Below are 16,809 nucleotides of genomic sequence, written 5' to 3'. Positions count from 1 at the left end.
CGCCCGGTTACATTTCGAACCCGGAAGCTAAGCCTCACAGCGCCGATGGTACTGCAGGGGGGACCCTGTGGGAGAGTAGGACGCCGCCGAACAATTTTTGAAGGACCCCTGGTCCCAGCGTTCAGCTGGGACCAGGGGTCCTTTTGTTTTTACAATGCTTGCAGTACCGAAGACAGGAGTCACCTATGTCCACCAACTCTCCCGACGACCGACCGGAGCGCGACCAGCGGCGACGGGACAGTGGTGACCGAGGTGACCGTGGAGGCTACCGCGGTGCCCCGAGTCGCGGCTACGACCGTGGCGCCAACGACCGCCGTGACGACCGTCCGCGCGACGACCGCCGTGGCAACGACCGTGGCGGCAACGATCGCGGTACCTACGGCCGGCGTGATGACCGCCCGTCGGGCCCCCGCCGCGACGACCGTCCCTCCGGTCCGCGCCGTGACGACCGCCCCGCTGGTCCCCGTCGCGACGACCGCGACCGTGGGTTCCGTCCGGGTGGCGACCGCCCCGCCTTCCGCCGCGACGATCGCGGTGGCAGCAACGACCGTGGTGGGTTCCGCCGGGACGACCGGGGTTCCGACCGCCGTGACGACCGGGGCGGGTTCCGTCAGGGTGGCGACCGTCCGCCGTTCCGGCGTGACGACCGGCGCGATGGTGACCGTCCTCCGTTCCGTCGGGATGACCGTCAGGGCGGCGACCGTCCGGCTTTCCGCCGTGACGACCGCCAGCAGGGTGGCGAACGGCCGCCGTTCCGCCGTGACGACCGGCGGGATGACCGCCGTGACGACCGTGGTGGCAACGACCGTGGCGGGTTCCGTCGGGACGACCGACGTGACGACCGCCAGGGCGGCGAGCGTCCCCCGTTCCGGCGTGACGACCGGCGTGATGACAGCCGTCGTGACGACCGTGGCGGCGGTGACCGTGGCGGGTTCCGTCGTGATGACCGGGGTGGCAGCGACCGGGGCGGGTTCCGTCAGGGTGGCGACCGTCCGCCGTTCCGGCGTGACGACCGGCGCGATGGTGACCGTCCTCCGTTCCGTCGGGATGACCGTCAGGGCGGCGACCGTCCGGCTTTCCGGCGTGACGACCGCCAGCAGGGTGGCGAACGGCCGCCGTTCCGTCGCGACGACCGGCGTGACGGGGACCGTCCGGCTTTCCGGCGTGACGACCGTCCCGCCTTCCAGCGGGATGACCGGCGTGACAGCGGTGATCGTCCTCCCTTCCGGCGTGACGAGCGTCGGGACGACCGGCGTGACGACACTCGGCGTGATGACCGTGGCGGTGGCTTCCGGCGGGACGGGGAGCAGCGGGCTCCGTTCCGGCGTGACGACCGGGGCGAGGGCCGGCGGGACGAGCGCGGCGGCAACGACCGTGGCGGCTTCCGGCGTGATGACACCCGTCGTGACGACCGTGGCGGCGGTGACCGGGGTGGGTTCCGTGGCCGGGATGACCGGGGTGGGCCGCGTCGTGACGACCGTGGCGGACGTCCCGGTGGGTTCCGTGGGCGTGACGACCGGCGTGGCGGTGGCGGTTTCCGGGACGAGCGGGACCGCGACCGGGAGCCGATCAAGCGGCTGCCGATCGACGAGGACGTCACCGGCGAGGAGATCGACAAGGACGTGCGGCAGGAGCTGCTGAGCCTGCCGAAGACGTTGGCCGAGGATGTCGCCAAGAACCTGGTGATGGTCGCCCGGCTCATCGACGAGGAGCCTGAGCGGGCCTACGCCTACTCCAAGATCGCGCTGCGGCTGGCGTCCCGTGTCGCCGCCGTGCGTGAGGCGGGCGGGTTCGCCGCGTACGCCACGCAGAAGTACTCCGAGGCGCTCGCCGAGTTCCGGGCGGCGCGGCGGATGACCGGCGGGGTGGAGCTGTGGCCCGTCATGGCGGACTGCGAGCGTGGGCTCGGTCGGCCCGAGAAGGCGCTCGACATGGCCGGTGCCCCCGAGGTGAACAAGCTCGACAAGGCCGGGCAGGTCGAGATGCGGCTCGTCGCCGCCGGTGCCCGGCGTGACCTGGACCAGCTCGACGCGGCCATCGTCACCCTCCAGAGCCCCGAACTGGCGTCCAGTTCTGTCCAGCCGTGGACCGCGCGGCTGCGGTACGCCTACGCCGACGCGCTCCTCGCGGCCGGGCGGAAGGACGAGGCGCGGGAGTGGTTCGCGAAGGCAGTCGAGGCCGACCGGGACGGCAGCACCGACGCCTCCGACCGCCTCGCCGAGCTGGACGGTGTCGATTTCGTCGACGCCCTCACCGAGCACGAGGTCGAGGACGAGGACGAGGCTGACGACGAGGCCGAGGCCGTTGTCGACGCCCCGGACGAGAAGGCCGTGAAGGTTGACAAGGTTGACAAGGTCGAGGACGTCAAGGACATCGACGACTTCGATGACGTTGACGAGGTTGATGACATTGACGGTGTTGATGACGTTGATGACGTCAAGCACAAGGACTGACGTTCATTGAGAAGGGGCGGGACCCGGAATTGCTCCGGGTGCCGCCCCTTTTTCGCGTCTACGCGTGCGTGGCTCACAGTTCCAGGGCGCGCAGGACCAGGCCCGAGGCCGGTTTGGGGCCGAACGACGTCGACTTGCGGGGCATCGTCGCGCCCTGGCGGGCCAGGTCACGCACGACCTCCTCGCGGACGGGGTGCAGGAGGACCGCCGTTTCGCCGTCCCGTTCCGCCTTCGTGATGGTCGTCGTCGCGTCGTGGAGGTAGGCGATGTGGGCGGGGGAGTCCTCGGGGATGTGCCAGACATGGCCCAGGAGCGTGGCGTGCAGGACCGTCGCGTCCAGGGTGCGCCAGGCCTCCGGGTGCCCCGCCGGGACCGTGCGGGCGAGCAGGGCCGGGTCCGGGCGGTCGACGAGGTGGAAGGCGCCGTCGCCGGCCAGCAGGAACGCGTTGCCCGCGCGGGCCGCTTCGGCCAGTGCCGCCTGGGCCTCGGGCAGCGGGACGGACAGTCGGCGGACCCGGAACAGGCCGTCCAGGGCGGCGACGGCGTCCGCCACCGGGAGCCCGTGCAGCAGGCGGTGGATGGCGCGGACGCGCAGCGGGTAGTGCGCCGTGTCGACGAGGAGGACCAGGCCGTAGTCCCAGGGGCTCGGTGACGGATGTTCCGCGCGCAGGCGCCGGTAGGTCGCCCAGCGGTGGTGGCCGTCGGCGATCAGGGCCTGGTGGCGGGCCAGGTCGGCGCGGATCGCGGCCAGATCGGCCCGGTCGGTGAGCGCCCACAGGCGGTGGCTGACGCCGTCGTCGGTGGTCGTGGCCAGGAGTGGCGGCTTCTCGGCCGTACGTTCGATGATCTGGGGGGTGGCGATCGTGGCGCTGTCGCCCCGGTAGGTCAGCAGGAGCGGTTCGAGGTTCGCCGAGGTGGCCCGCATCAGGGCGGCCCGGTCGGCGACCACGTGCGGCATGACGTCCTCGTGGGGCAGGACCACGCCGTCGGCCGGGTCCGAGAGGCGCAGGGCGCCGATGAGGCCGCGTTGCAGGGTGCCGTCCACGTCGCGCTGTTCGTAGACATACAGACCGGGGTCGGGATCGGTCTTCAGAATGCCCTCGTCGATCCAGCGGCGGAGGGTGTCGGCCGCCTGTTCGTTGCGCGCGCCGGGGCTGGTGGACTGCGGAAGGATCAGACGGACGATGTTGTGCGGGTCGGCGTCCTGGAGCAGGTGCACACCGTCGGGGCGGACGACGACGTCGTACGGCGGGGAGGTGACGGCGGCCAGACTGCCGACCCGGTCGGGGTCGTAGCGAAGGCCGTGGAACGGAGTGAGTTCCAGTCCTCGGGGCGCCGTCGCTTCCGAGTCACCTGGGGTGTTCATCAGGGCATCGTACGTGTGTCAGTGGCGTGAGGGATGATCGAGGGAAAGCCGTCGAACGAGGAGCGATGCGGAATGAGCCAGGTCGTCAGGACGAGGCCCGAGGGCAGTGGGCGGGCCCTGAGCGAGGCGTACGACACGGCCCTGCTCGACCTGGACGGGGTGGTGTACGCGGGCGGCAACGCGATCGCGCACGCCGTCGCGTCGCTGGCCACGGCCCGGGACGGCGGCCTGCGCCTGGCCTACGTCACCAACAACGCGCTGCGGACGCCGGACACGGTGGCCGATCACCTGACCGAGCTGGGCATACCGACGGACGCCGATGACGTGATCACCTCCGCGCAGGCGGTCGCCCGGCTGATCAGCGAGCAGGTGCCCGCCGGGTCGCGGGTGCTGGTGATCGGCGGGGAGGGGCTGCGGGTCGCGCTGCGCGAGCGGGGCCTGGTGCCGGTCGACTCGGCAGAGGACGATCCGGTGGCCGTCGTGCAGGGGTACGGCGGGCCCGACCTGGCCTGGGGGCGGTTCGCGGAGGCCTGCTACGCCATCGCGCGCGGGGTGCCCTGGTACGCGTCCAACACCGACCTGACGATCCCGGGCGCGCGCGGCATCGCACCGGGCAACGGCGCCGCCGTCGAGGTCGTCCGGATCGCCACCGGCGCCGAACCGCAGGTGGCGGGCAAGCCGTTGCCCCCGATGCACCGGGAGTCGATCCTGCGGACCGGCGCGGAGCGGCCGTTGGTGATCGGTGACCGTCTGGACACCGACATCGAGGGCGCGTTCAACGGCGAGGTGGACTCCCTGCTCGTCCTCACCGGCGTCACCGACGGCGCCCAGCTGCTCGCGGCGCCCCCGCAGCACCGGCCGACGTATGTCGACGCCGATCTGCGCGGCCTGCTCACCGGGCAGCCCGAGGTGGTCGAGAGCGGCGACGGATTCCGGTGCGGTGGCTGGACGGCGACGGCGGGCCACGAGCGGCTTGAACTCGACGGCGACGGGGAGCCGTTGGACGGGCTGCGGGCGCTGTGCGCGGCGGCCTGGACGGCGGCCGGGGACGGCAGCTGCGCGCTGGAGGCGGGCAAGGCGCTCGACCGGCTGGGGCTGTGAGCCGGGCCACAGAGCCGGGGTTCCTGTGAATCGGAAGCGGGGTGCGACCAGGGATCGAAGGGAAATGCGAGGGTAGGCTAACCTAACCGGGTGTTGGTCGACAGTCCTCCCGAAACGCGCGCGGAGTCCCCACCCGCGCTCCCAAAACGACGAGCGATACGGGCCGTTGGGCTCCTGGTCGCCGCCGTGCTGCTGGTGCTGGTCGCGCTGGCGAGCATCGCGATCGGCGCGAAAGCGCTGTCGTTGACGCAGGTCTGGCACGGGCTGTTCGACGGCTCGGGGACCTACGGCGACGTCGTCGTGGCGGAGCGGATCTCCCGCACGCTGCTCGGGCTGCTGGCCGGCGCCGCGCTCGGCCTGGCCGGTGCCGTCCTCCAGGCGCTGACCCGCAATCCGCTGGCCGACCCGGGACTCCTCGGCATCAACGCGGGCGCGTCCGCCGCCGTCGTCACCGCGATGACGTTCTTCGGCGTCACCTCGCTGAGCGGGTACGTGTGGTTCGCGTTCGCCGGAGCCGCCGCCGTCGGGACGCTGGTCTGGTTCCTGGGCGGCGCCCGGGGTGCCACGCCCGTGCGGCTCGCGCTGGCCGGGACCGCGATCAGCGCCGCGCTCTACGGCTACCTCCAGGCCGTGATGATCACGGACCAGGCGGCGCTGGGCAAGATGCGCTTCTGGACCGTCGGTTCGCTCGCCTCCGCGACCAACGAAACGATCCTCCAGGTGCTGCCGTTCCTCGCGGTCGGCACCGTGCTCGCGCTCGGTCTGGCCCGGCCGCTGAACGCCGTGTCCCTGGGCGACGACACCGCCAAGGCCCTCGGCGCGCACCTCAACCGCACCCGGGCGCTGGCCATGCTCGCCGCCACCGTGCTGTGCGGAGCGGCCACCGCCGCCTGCGGCCCGATCGTCTTCGTCGGCCTGATGGTCCCGCACGTCGTGCGCTCCTTCACCGGCCCCGACCTGCGCTGGATTCTCCCGTACGCGACGATCCTGTCGCCGGTGCTGCTGCTCGGCTCCGACGTCGTCGGGCGGATCGTCGCCCGGCCCTCGGAGCTCCAGGTCGGCGTCGTCACCGCGATCCTCGGCGGGCCCGTCTTCATCTACCTGGTCCGACGCGGAAGGACGGCGCAGCTGTGAGGGGCAACCGTGTCCTGCGGACGCCGGGCGGGCTCTCGGTGCGCCTGGACGTCCGGTCCGCCGGCGTCGTCGCGCTGCTGCTGCTCGCCGCGCTCGCCGCCGCAGTGGTGCTGATCGGCACCGGGGACTTCGCGATCCCGGCGGCCGACGTGGTGCGGACGCTGTTCGGCGGCGGCAACGCCGGACAGGAGTTCATCGTCGACGAACTGCGGCTGCCGCGCGTCCTGGTGGGCCTGCTGGTCGGCGCCTCGCTCGGTCTCGGCGGCGCCCTCTTCCAGGCCGTCACCCGCAACCCGCTGGGCAGCCCCGACGTGCTCGGCCTCAGCCAGGGCGCGACGGCCGGGGCGCTCGTGATGATCGTCCTGTTCTCCGGCAGCGCCGCCCAGGTCACCCTGGGCGCCCTCGCCGGCGGCCTGGTCACCGGCGCCGGGATCTACCTGCTCTCCTGGAAACGGGGCGTGCACGGCTACCGCCTCGTCCTGGTCGGCATCGGCGTCTCCGCGATCGTCACCGCGGTCAACGGCTATCTGATGACCGTCTCCGACATCGTCGACGCGACCCGCGCGCTGGTCTGGATGACCGGCTCGCTCGACGGCCGTGACTGGACGCAGGTCTGGCCGCTGCTCGCCCTGTGCGCCGTGCTCGTGCCGCTGGTCCTCGCCAACGCGCGGGCCCTGCGCACCATGGAGATGGGCGACGACGTCTCGAACGCGCTCGGCATCCGCGTCGAGCGGGTACGCGCGCTGGTCCTGGTGGCGGCCGTGCTGCTCACCGCGAGCGCGACCGCGGCGGCCGGGCCGGTCGCTTTCGTCGCCCTCACCGCACCGCAGCTCGCCCGTCGGCTGACCCGGTCGCCGGGACCCAATCTGCTGGCCTCCCTGTGCATGGGCGCCACCTTGCTGGTCGTCGCCGACTGGGCCTCGCAGAAGATCTTCGGCGCCGGACAGCTGCCCGTCGGCGTGGTCACCGGAGTCCTCGGCGGCGGCTATCTGCTGTGGCTGCTGGTCACCGAGCGCAAGGCGGGCCGGATATGACCGCCCACCCCACCCCCGTCAGCGGGCCGAACAACCCAAGGAGCACCGTGAACCGCCTGTCCGCCGAGAAGGTCACCCTCGCCTACGACCAGCGGGTCATCGCCGAGCAGCTCTCGGTGGAGATCCCCGACAACTCCTTCACGGTGATCGTCGGACCCAACGCGTGCGGCAAGTCCACGCTGCTGCGCGCCCTGTCCCGGATGCTGAAGCCGAACGTCGGCCAGGTCCTCCTGGACGGCCAGGTCATCCAGTCGATGCCCGCGAAGAAGGTCGCCCGCACCCTCGGGCTGCTGCCGCAGTCGTCGATCGCGCCCGACGGCATCACCGTCGCCGACCTGGTGGGCCGCGGCCGTTACCCGCACCAGGGCATCCTGCGCCAGTGGTCCACCGAGGACGAGCGCGTCGTGCGGGAGTCCATGGCGCAGACCGGCGTCACCGAACTCGCCGACCGGTACGTCGACGAACTCTCCGGCGGTCAGCGCCAGCGCGTGTGGATCGCCATGGCGCTCGCCCAGCAGACCCCGCTGCTGCTCCTCGACGAGCCGACCACGTACCTCGACATCCAGCACCAGATCGACGTTCTCGACCTGTGCGCCGAACTCCACGAGGAGCAGGGCCGCACCCTCGTCGCCGTGCTGCACGACCTCAACCACGCGGCCCGGTACGCCACCCACCTCATCGCGCTGCGCGAGGGACGGATCATCGCCGAGGGGGCGCCCCACGACATCGTCACCGCCGACCTCGTCGAGGAGGTGTTCGGGCTGCGCTGCCAGGTGATCGACGACCCGGAGACCGGGACGCCGCTGGTGGTGCCGGCGGCGCGCAGGGCACGGGCGAGCGCGTCGGCCGACGGGACGGACACCACCGGGACCGGCCGCGACAAGGTGGCCGCTACAGAAGCTTCCTGAGCCGCAGCAGGTCGCGCAGGCCCGCCTCCAGCTTCACCCGGCCCGCGCCCCAGGCCTTCGCGAAGTTCAGTTCGCCGTCGACCAGCGCGAGCAGATCGTCGCCGGTCAGGGCGAGCCTGATCTGCGCCCGCTCCGGCGGCGGGCCCGGCACCGTGCGGTCCACCTCGATCCGGCCGCCGGTCAGCCGGCCCAGGAAGGTGACGTCCGGGTCGGTGACCCGGCAGCTGACGGTGCGGTCCAGGGCGGCCGCCGAGCGGACCTCGCCGTCGGCGCGCTGCATGCTGTCGGAGAGCTTGTCGAGTGCGGCACGGCACTCCTCGATCGTGGCCATCACCGCCGACGGTACCCCAGGGCTTCGCGGTAGCGTCGGGGCATGAACGACACAGCGCCCCAGGCCGAGGCGGTCCAGGAGCCGGTGGACGACCCCGCCGCGCCGGCCCCGCTGGAGGTCGGCACGGTCCCCACCGGTGACGCCGAGGTCGACGCCCGGCTGGCGCGCCTGGCCGACGCCGACCACCTCGCGACGGACGGACATGTCGAGGTGTACGAGGATGTACACCGGGGGCTGCGCGACGCGCTCACCGCGCTCGACGCCCGCCCGGCACCTCCGGCGCCCCCCTCGTCGTTCGAACACAGGAGCTGAACGCACCGTGGCAGGAGTCGCACGTCGCCGTCTGGACGCGGAACTGGTCCGCCGGAAACTCGCGCGCTCCCGTGAGCATGCCAGCCAGCTGATCGCGGCCGGGCGGGTCAGCGTCGGCAAGACCCTCGCGACCAAACCCGCCACCCAGGTGGAGACCGCCGCCCCGATCGTGGTCCGCGACGACGACGGTGACCCCGACTACGTCTCCCGGGGCGGCCACAAGCTCGCCGGGGCGCTGGAGGCGTTCGTCCCGCAGGGGCTGGCCGTCCAGGGGCGGCGGGCGCTGGACGCCGGGGCGTCCACCGGCGGGTTCACCGACGTGCTGCTGCGGGCCGGGGCCGCGCACGTGGTCGCCGTCGACGTCGGATACGGACAACTCGCCTGGACTCTCCAGAGCGATGAACGCGTCACCGTCAAGGACCGTACGAACGTACGCGAGTTGACGCTTGAAGCGATCGATGGGGAACCTGTGGATCTTGTCGTGGGCGATCTGTCCTTCATCCCGCTGGGGCTGGTGCTGCCCGCCCTGAAGCGGTGTGTGAAGCCGGACGCCGACCTGGTGATGATGGTCAAACCGCAGTTCGAGGTGGGGAAGGAACGGCTGGGCAGCGGCGGAGTGGTCCGCAGCCCGCAGCTGCGGGCCGAGGCCGTGCGCGGCGTGGCCGGGCGGGCGTGGGACCTCGGCCTCGGGGTGCGCGGCGTCACCGCCAGCCCGCTGCCCGGCCCTTCCGGGAATGTCGAGTACTTTCTGTGGCTGCGGGCGGGGGCACCCGAGCTGGACCCGGCCGACGTTGACCGTGCAGTGGCGGAGGGACCGCGTTGACGCAGAACCGAGTTCGTACTGTTTTCCTGCTCGCCCACACCGGCAGGCCCGCTGCGATCCGCAGCGCCGAGCTGGTCGTCAAGGGGCTGCTGCGCGAGGGCATCATCGTGCGGGTCCTGGAGTACGAGGCCCGGGACTTGCCGCTGCCCGCCGAGGTGGAGCTGGTCCAGGAGGCCACCCCGCAGTGCCTGGAGGGCTGCGAGCTGCTCATCGTCCTCGGCGGTGACGGCACGCTGCTGCGCGGCGCCGAGTTCGCGCGGGCGTCCGGGGTGCCGATGCTCGGCGTCAACCTCGGCAGCGTCGGCTTCCTCGCGGAGGCCGAGCGCGACGACCTCGACAAGGTCGTCGACCGGGTCGTCACCAAGTCGTACGAGGTCGAGGAGCGGATGACCGTCGACGTCGTCGTGCACCGCAACGGCGACATCGTGCACACCGACTGGGCCCTGAACGAAGCCGCGGTGCAGAAGGCCGGCGCCGAGAAACTCCTCGAAGTGGTGCTGGAGATCGACGGGCGGCCGGTCACCGGGTTCGGCTGCGACGGCATCGTCCTGTCGACGCCGACCGGCTCCACGGCGTACGCGTTCTCCGCCGGCGGGCCCGTGGTGTGGCCCGAGGTCGAGGCGCTGCTGATGGTGCCGATCAGCGCCCACGCGCTGTTCGCGAAGCCGCTGGTGACCTCGCCCGACTCGGTACTCGCCGTCGAACTGCTGCCGCACATCCCGCCCGGGGTGCTGTGGTGCGACGGGCGGCGGACCTTCGACCTGCCGCCGGGCGCCCGCGTCGAGGTGCGCCGAGGAGCGGTCCCGGTGCGTCTGGCGCGGCTGCACCACGCCTCGTTCACGGACCGGCTGGTCGCCAAGTTCGCGCTGCCGGTGGCCGGTTGGCGCGGTGCGCGGCAGTAGCCAACGAGGTGCCCGCCGGTAAGTAACGACCCGCGGCCTCCCCGGTCGGGTGGGGCCGCGTCGCACACCACCGACAAAACCTCGTATGGTCGGGGGCGTGTTGGAGGAGATGCGGATACGGTCGCTCGGAGTCATCGACGACGCTGTCGTCGAGCTGTCGCCCGGGTTCACCGCGGTCACCGGTGAGACGGGTGCGGGCAAGACCATGGTGGTCACCAGCCTCGGACTGCTGCTCGGTGGGCGCGCGGACCCGGCGCTGGTGCGTCTGGGCGCCGAGAAAGCCGTCGTCGAGGGGCGGATCTCCGTGCCCCCGGGCGCGAGCGCCGTCGTGCGGGCCGAGGAGGCGGGCGCCGAGCTGGACGACGGGGCGTTGCTGATCAGCCGTACCGTTTCCGCCGAGGGGCGCTCCCGGGCGCACGTCGGCGGGCGCAGCGTCCCGGTCGGGCTGCTGGCCGAGCTGGCCGACGACCTGGTCGCCGTGCACGGCCAGACCGACCAGCAGGGGCTGCTCAAACTGTCCCGGCAGCGCCAGGCCCTCGACCGGTACGCCGGTGGCGCCGTCGCCGGGCCGCTCACCAAGTACGGCGAGGCCTACCGGCGGCTGCGGGCCGTCTCCGTCGAGCTGGAGGAGATCGTCACGCGGGCGCGCGAGCGGGCCCAGGAGGCCGACCTGCTGCGTTACGGGCTCGACGAGATCGCCGCCGTCGAGCCACGCGCCGGTGAGGACGTGGAGCTGGCGGAGGAGGCCGAGCGGCTCGGGCACGCGGAGGGGCTCGCCTCGGCCGCCACGCTGGCGCACGCCGCCCTCGCCGGCAACCCCGAGGACCCCGAGGGCATCGACGCGAACACGCTCGTCGCGGGCGCGCAGCGGGCCCTGGACGCGGTGCGCGCGCACGATCCGGCGCTGGCCGCGCTCACCGACCGGATCGGCGAGATCGGCATCCTGCTCGGTGATGTCGCGGGCGAACTCGCCGGGTACGCCGACGACCTCGACGCCGACCCGCTGCGGCTGTCCGCCGTGGAGGAACGGCGGGCCGCGCTGGGCGCGTTGACCCGGAAGTACGGCGAGGACGTCGCGGCGGTGCTGGCGTGGGCCGAGCAGAGCGCGGCGCGACTGACCGAACTCGACGGCGACGACGGGCGGATCGACGAACTCACCGTCGAACGCGACGCCCTGCGCGCCGAGTTGAGCGGCCTCGCCCAGGCGTTGACCGACGCCCGCACGGAGAGTGCCGAACGGTTCGCGGCGGCCGTCACCGCCGAACTTGCCTCGCTCGCGATGCCGCACGCCCGCGTCTCCTTCGACATCCGGCAGACCGACGACCCCGAGGGCGTCGAGGTCGGCGGGCGTACGGTCGCCTACGGTCCGTCCGGCGCCGACGAGGTCGAACTGCTCCTCGCCCCGCACCCCGGCGCCCCGCCCCGCCCCATCGCCAAGGGGGCGTCCGGTGGTGAGCTGTCCCGCGTGATGCTCGCCGTCGAGGTCGTGTTCGCCGGGACCGACCCGGTGCCGACGTATCTCTTCGACGAGGTCGACGCCGGTGTCGGCGGCAAGGCGGCCGTCGAGATCGGCCGCCGCCTCGCCAAGCTCGCCAAGTCCGCGCAGGTCGTGGTGGTCACCCACCTTCCGCAGGTCGCCGCGTTCGCCGACCGGCAGTTGCTGGTGGAGAAGACCAACGACGGGTCGGTGACCCGGTCCGGCGTCAAGGTCCTCGAAGGGGAGGAACGGGTACGGGAGTTGTCCCGGATGCTGGCGGGTCAGGAGGACTCGGAGACGGCCCGGGCGCACGCGGAGGAACTGCTCGCGACGGCCCGGGCGGACGGCGACACCGGCCACTGAGGCTGCCCGGGCGTGCGGTGACACCGGCCGCTGAGGCTGCCCGGGCGGGCGGTGGTTGACGACTGACGGTCGTCGACTGGCCTGCGGTGAGCGGTGGTTGGTGACTGGCTGGTGTCGACTGGCGTGCGGTCAGCGGTGGTTGGCGACTGGCAGGTGTCGACTGGCGTGCGGTGACGGGTGGTTGGTTACTGGCGGTCGTCGACTGGCCTGCGGCGGGCGGTGGTTGGTGACTGGCGGTTGCCGAACGGCCTGCGGTGGTGGGTGGTTGGTGGCTCGGTGCCGCCGATCCGGTCGAGGTGGTCGGCGGGCGCCGTTCTAGGGTGGCCGGATGATCACACGTGGCCGTCGTGCCGTCTCCTTCGCCCTCGCCGCCGCTCTCACCCGTGCCGGGACCGCCGGGTTGCGGGCCAAGGCGCCCGGTGGGGCGGGGCGTTGGGAACGGGAGAACCACGCCGGGCGGACCGTCGAGCTGTATGCCGGGCCCGCCTCGGCCCTCGCCGTCGCCGTCGCGTCCGGCCGGGTGCGGCCCGCCGCCGGGTTCGCGGTGCTCGTCGCCGGGGCGTGCGGGGCGTACGACGATGTCGTCGGGGCCGGTGATTCCCGGCGCGGGTTCCGGGCGCATCTGGGGGCGCTGCGGGACGGCGAGGTCAGCAGCGGTGCGGTGAAGTTGTTCGGGATCTCCGCGGCCGGGCTTCTCGCCGGGGCGCTGCTCAAGGAGCGGGCGGTGGACAAGGTGCTCGCCGGGGTGGTGATCGCCGGCACCGCCCACTTCGTCAACCTCGTGGATGTGCGGCCGGGGCGGGCCGGCCTTGCCGTGCTCGGGCTGGGAGTAACGGGGTTGCTGCGGGGTGGGGCGGGCGCGGAGTTGGCCGCCGGGGCGATGGGGGCGGCGGCGGTTGTCCTTCCCGAGGACGTGGGGGAGCGGGCGATGTTGGGGGACGTGGGGGCGCATGCGCTGGGGGCGGCTGTCGGGGCGGCGATCGTCGCGGGCAACGGGACGGCGGGGTTGGTCGCGCATGCGGTGGGGGTGGTGGGGGCGGCGGTCTGTGGGGAGAGGGTGAGCGAGCTGGTGCGGGGTGTCTCCGACGGGGGGTGCGGCTAGGAAGGTGGGGGTGCGGGTTGTGGGGTGGGTGCGGGTTCGTTGTGGCTTGTCGCGCAGTTCCCCGCGCCCCTGGGTGGGTGGGGGTGGGGTTGGTGGGGAGGTGATCGGCGGTTCCGCGGGGTACGGGGGCGGAGCTGCATGGTGATGGAGCCTCGGGTCCCGAGGGGTGCGGGTTGTGGGGTGGGTGGGGGTGGGGTTGGGGGGAGGTGATCGGGGTTTCTGCGGGGTGATGGGGCCCCGGGCTCTGAGGGGTGTGGAGTTGGGGTTGGTGTTGTGCGGGGTGGGGGTGGGTCACTCTAAAGGGTGATGTGGAGGGGGGTTCGGCGTGGTTGTGGGGGCTTCGTCGGTCCCGGAACGGGCATGCGTCCTGGCATCCTTGAGCGCGTACGCCCTTTTTTCGTGACCGTCCCACCCCGAACCAGGAGCCCCGGCCACGTGAGTCTCGTGAGCAGCCACTCACCGACCGGTCAGACTCCGCTGCGCACCGTGCAGGTGCTGGGCGGAGGCAACGCCGGCAGCAGCGCGCATGTGCGGTCGCTGGCCCTGGGGCTCGTCGCGAGGGGCGTGCGGGTGACGGTGTGCGCCCCCGTCGAGGCCGATCACGCCTACGACTTCAGCGGGGCCGGCGCCGACCATGTGCACGTGCCCCGCAGCAGCGATCCGACGTCGGTGGCGATGCTGCGGGAGGCCTGCAAGAACGCCGACCTGGTGCACGCGCACGGGCTGCACGCGTCGTTCCGTGCCGTGCTCGCCCTCAGCGGACGGCGCACCCCGCTGGTCGTCACCTGGCACGACCGCGCGCACGCCGAAGGGGCCCGCGCCCACCTGGTGCGCCTGCTGGAGCGGCAGGTCGTGCGAGCGGCCACGGTCGTGCTGGGCACCAGTTCCGCCCTGGTCGACCGGGCGCGCGGCACCGGCGCGCGGGACGCCCGGCTCGCCGCCGTCGCACCGCCCCTCCCACAGAGCCGGGGCAACTCCAAGCCCGACGACGTCGACCCGCTGCGCCCCAAGGTGCGGGCCGAACTCGGCGTCGTCGACCGCCCGTTGCTGCTGGCGGTCGGGTCCCTCGAACGGCATCGGGGCTATCACACGCTGCTTGACGCCTCGCGCGCGTGGTGCCGCCTCGACCCCGTGCCGTTGGTCGCGGTCGCCGGGGAAGGGCCGTTGCGGGCCGACCTCCAGCGCCGGATCGACGACGAGGAACTCCCCGTGCGGCTGCTCGGGCCGCGTGACGACGTGGCCGACCTGATCGCCGCCGCCGACCTCGCGCTGCTGCCCAGCCGCTGGGAGGCACGGTCCCTGTTCGCGCAGGAGGCCCTCCGGGCCCGGGTACCGCTGGTCGCGTCCGACGTCGGCGGCATCCCCGAACTGGTGGGCGACGCCGCCGCACTCGTCCCGTACGGCGACGCGGTCGCCCTCGCCGGTACCGTCGTGCGGCTGCTGGGCGACCCCCGGCGCCGTGAGGAGCTGCGGGACAAGGGCGTCAGGCAGGCGGCGAGTTGGCCGACCGAGGACGAGACCGTCGCTCAAGTGCTGAGCGTGTACGACGAATTGACGCGACATCGGCCATTGATGTGACCTGAACTCGCCGGTCGGGGCGCGGGTCGGGGCCTTGCGGGGCCAGGCTCATGGGGGCGTCGGTGGGTGAGATCGGCGCTCAAGTGCTCCGGGCGGGCGGCCAGTTGACGTGGTATCGGCCATGGAATTGACCTGATCCGATGGGTCAGGGCACGTGTCGGCGGGCCCGCAGGGCCAGGCTCAACGCCAGTACCGTCTGCGGGTCGTCGAGGTCGGTGCCGAGCAACTCGCCGATGCGGGCGAGGCGGTTGTAGAGGGTCTGCCGGTTGAGATGCAGCTCACGGGCGGTCTCCGCCTTGCGGCCCGCATGCGCGAGGTACGTCTCCAGGGTCGGCAGCAGCGGCGGCCGGGAACGGCGGTCGTGGTCCTGCAACGGGCCGATCGCGCGGTCCACGAACGCCGCCAGGTCCCGGTGATCCCGCAGCCGCCACAGCAACAGGTCGATGTCCAGGCGCCGGGCGTCGTACCAGGGCAGGTCCGACAGCCCCTGCGCCGCGGTCGCCGTCTCCGCCGCGTGCCGCAGCCCCGCCGACGCCGCAGCCCAGCCGCCGGCCACCCCGACCACCACCACCGGCGGGGGGGAGCCGGGGCGCCGCATCCCGGCCCGCTCCACGCCCGCCCGCAGCGCCACCGCGACCCGGTCCGCGACCGCCGACCGCTCCGACTCCGAGCGCAGCCCCAGCAGCAGCGGCACCCGCCCCTCGACGGGCCGCACCCCGAGCAGCACCGGCACCCCCACCGAGGCCAGTTCCTCGGCGACCGCCCGCGCCAGCACCGCCCAGCCGCCGCCCGGCGCCAGGGTGTCGCCCAGCCGCATCACGACCGGCAGCAGCGGCCCCGCACCCGGCTTGAAGCCCAGCACCCGCGCCTGCGCCGGAGCGTCCCCGGCGTCGATCCGTCCCTCCGCGAGGTCGGTCAGGAAGTCACCGCGCCCGCGCGCCGCCAACTCCTCCTCCTGACGTGCCTGCATCAGCACCACGGCGAGGATGCCGGCGGCCCGCTCGGCGGCCATCCGGTGCACCGGCGCCAACGGGGCCCGCACCGGCAGCAGCACCAGGCGGGCCCGCACGGACCCGGTGCCCGGCCCGCCGCCGGGCACGTCCACCAGGGCGGAACCGGCCGGCGGGGCGTCCTTGTGCTGGGCCCGCAGCCCCTCCCACACCTGGAGCGGCTCGGCGCCCTCGGGGCCCGCCCCGGCCGCGTACAGGAGCTGCCCGTCGGGGGTCTCCAGGAAGACCGGGTTGCCGCTGAAGTCGGCGAGGATGCTCAGCACCTGGGGCACCCCGCCGCCGCCGAGCAGGGCCTCGGTGCAGCGCCGGTGCACCTCCTCGGCGCGCTGGAGGAGCGTGTAGTGCCCGTTGACGATCTCGGTGTGGATCTCCTCGGTGACCGTCACGAACGGCACCTCGCGGTGCAGCTGCACCAACGGCAGCCCGGTCGCCCGCGCCGTGTCGACGAGGGTGGCGGGCAGCCGGGTGAAACGCGGGCCCAGCTCCACGACGAGGGCCGCGATGCCCCGTTCCGCCAACGTGCGCACGAACGCCCGCTGTTCGGCCGGGCGGGTGCCGAGCCCGTAGCCCGTGGTCAGCAGCAGTTCGCCGCCCTTGAGGAGCGAGGCGATGTTGGGCACCTCGCCCGCGTGCACCCAGCGCACGGTGCGGTGCAGCCGGTCGGCGCCCGCCAGCACCTCGGGCAGCCCGCCGCGCAGCCCGGGCAGCTCCAGCGCCCGCTGCACGGTGATGCCGGCGCCCGGGGTGTCGAATCCGCCGCTCACACCGATGTCCCTACCGCTGTCCATGAAACGGACGCTACCTGCGCGGATGCCCCAGGGGCAGCCCGGAGAGCATCCGACGGGAAACCCGGCCCGCTCCTCCCACCCGCGACCCCGGCACGGAAAGGCCCGCCCGCACCGATGTTCCGGTGCG

The 16,809-nt window shown here is 73.2% G+C and carries 14 protein-coding genes, 1 rRNA gene and 1 pseudogene; 13 read left to right on the top strand and 3 right to left on the bottom strand.

Annotated features, from left to right (window positions below):
- The 3 genes and pseudogenes from rrf to ACIQOU_RS24615 form a co-directional block, all read left to right on the top strand.
- Nucleotides 1–92, top strand: a 5S ribosomal RNA gene (rrf, locus tag ACIQOU_RS24625); the annotation flags it as partial.
- Between the two features lie 93 nt (nt 93–185).
- A pseudogene (locus ACIQOU_RS24620) lies at nt 186–1,436 on the top strand (hypothetical protein); the annotation flags it as partial.
- A 141-nt stretch (nt 1,437–1,577) separates the two neighbouring features.
- Nucleotides 1,578–2,453: a hypothetical protein gene (locus ACIQOU_RS24615; RefSeq protein WP_401539038.1), complete on the top strand. Its 876-nt coding sequence runs from the start codon at nt 1,578–1,580 to the stop codon at nt 2,451–2,453.
- A gap of 73 nt (nt 2,454–2,526) precedes the next feature.
- Here ACIQOU_RS24615 and ACIQOU_RS24610 read toward each other — a convergent pair whose 3' ends face one another.
- Nucleotides 2,527–3,819, bottom strand: a complete 1,293-nt coding sequence (locus tag ACIQOU_RS24610) for a DUF1015 domain-containing protein (RefSeq protein WP_401539001.1) — start codon at nt 3,817–3,819, stop codon at nt 2,527–2,529.
- 72 nt (nt 3,820–3,891) lie between these two features.
- On the opposite strand from ACIQOU_RS24610, the gene ACIQOU_RS24605 reads away from it, so the two are divergent.
- The 4 genes from ACIQOU_RS24605 to ACIQOU_RS24590 all read left to right on the top strand — a co-directional run bounded on the left by ACIQOU_RS24605 (nt 3,892) and on the right by ACIQOU_RS24590 (nt 7,996).
- On the top strand, nt 3,892–4,920 hold the full coding sequence (locus ACIQOU_RS24605) for an HAD hydrolase-like protein (RefSeq protein WP_401538999.1): 1,029 nt from the start codon (nt 3,892–3,894) through the stop codon (nt 4,918–4,920).
- Between the two features lie 90 nt (nt 4,921–5,010).
- Nucleotides 5,011–6,054, top strand: coding sequence for a FecCD family ABC transporter permease (locus ACIQOU_RS24600; protein WP_401538997.1), 1,044 nt, complete (start codon nt 5,011–5,013; stop codon nt 6,052–6,054).
- A complete protein-coding gene (locus tag ACIQOU_RS24595) occupies nt 6,051–7,088 on the top strand; it encodes a FecCD family ABC transporter permease (RefSeq protein WP_401538995.1) in 1,038 nt (345 codons plus the stop codon). Before ACIQOU_RS24600 ends, ACIQOU_RS24595 begins: the two co-directional genes overlap by 4 nt.
- Entirely contained in the window at nt 7,085–7,996 is a 912-nt protein-coding gene (locus ACIQOU_RS24590) for an ABC transporter ATP-binding protein (protein ID WP_401538993.1), read from the top strand. Before ACIQOU_RS24595 ends, ACIQOU_RS24590 begins: the two co-directional genes overlap by 4 nt.
- Here the strand turns inward: ACIQOU_RS24590 and ACIQOU_RS24585 are convergent.
- Nucleotides 7,980–8,327, bottom strand: coding sequence for an SCP2 sterol-binding domain-containing protein (locus ACIQOU_RS24585; protein ID WP_401538992.1), 348 nt, complete (start codon nt 8,325–8,327; stop codon nt 7,980–7,982). The genes ACIQOU_RS24590 and ACIQOU_RS24585 overlap by 17 nt on opposite strands.
- A 42-nt stretch (nt 8,328–8,369) precedes the next feature.
- Between ACIQOU_RS24585 and ACIQOU_RS24580 the strand changes: the two genes are divergently transcribed.
- From ACIQOU_RS24580 to ACIQOU_RS24555, 6 genes are all read left to right on the top strand, one after another.
- A complete protein-coding gene (locus tag ACIQOU_RS24580; RefSeq protein ID WP_401538991.1) occupies nt 8,370–8,639 on the top strand; it encodes a hypothetical protein in 270 nt (89 codons plus the stop codon).
- Between the two features lie 7 nt (nt 8,640–8,646).
- A complete protein-coding gene (locus ACIQOU_RS24575) occupies nt 8,647–9,462 on the top strand; it encodes a TlyA family RNA methyltransferase (RefSeq protein ID WP_401538989.1) in 816 nt (271 codons plus the stop codon).
- Nucleotides 9,459–10,364, top strand: coding sequence for an NAD kinase (locus tag ACIQOU_RS24570; protein ID WP_401538987.1), 906 nt, complete (start codon nt 9,459–9,461; stop codon nt 10,362–10,364). Before ACIQOU_RS24575 ends, ACIQOU_RS24570 begins: the two co-directional genes overlap by 4 nt.
- 85 nt (nt 10,365–10,449) lie before the next feature.
- Nucleotides 10,450–12,204, top strand: coding sequence for a DNA repair protein RecN (gene recN, locus ACIQOU_RS24565; protein WP_401538985.1), 1,755 nt, complete (start codon nt 10,450–10,452; stop codon nt 12,202–12,204).
- Nucleotides 12,205–12,532: 328 nt separating this feature from the next.
- A complete protein-coding gene (locus ACIQOU_RS24560) occupies nt 12,533–13,306 on the top strand; it encodes a hypothetical protein (RefSeq protein WP_401538983.1) in 774 nt (257 codons plus the stop codon).
- Nucleotides 13,307–13,741: 435 nt separating this feature from the next.
- Nucleotides 13,742–14,884, top strand: a complete 1,143-nt coding sequence (locus ACIQOU_RS24555; RefSeq protein ID WP_401538981.1) for a glycosyltransferase family 4 protein — start codon at nt 13,742–13,744, stop codon at nt 14,882–14,884.
- A gap of 145 nt (nt 14,885–15,029) precedes the next feature.
- Here the strand turns inward: ACIQOU_RS24555 and ACIQOU_RS24550 are convergent, their stop codons facing one another.
- On the bottom strand, nt 15,030–16,682 hold the full coding sequence (locus ACIQOU_RS24550) for a PucR family transcriptional regulator (RefSeq protein ID WP_401538979.1): 1,653 nt from the start codon (nt 16,680–16,682) through the stop codon (nt 15,030–15,032).
- Nucleotides 16,683–16,809: the final 127 nt, after the last annotated feature.

Origin of the sequence: Streptomyces sp. NPDC091279 (assembly GCF_044757465.1) — a bacterium.
In the GTDB taxonomy this organism is placed as follows: domain Bacteria; phylum Actinomycetota; class Actinomycetes; order Streptomycetales; family Streptomycetaceae; genus Streptomyces.
The sequence above is the reverse complement of the archived record's forward strand: the minus strand, read 5'-3'. Positions and strand labels throughout refer to the sequence as shown.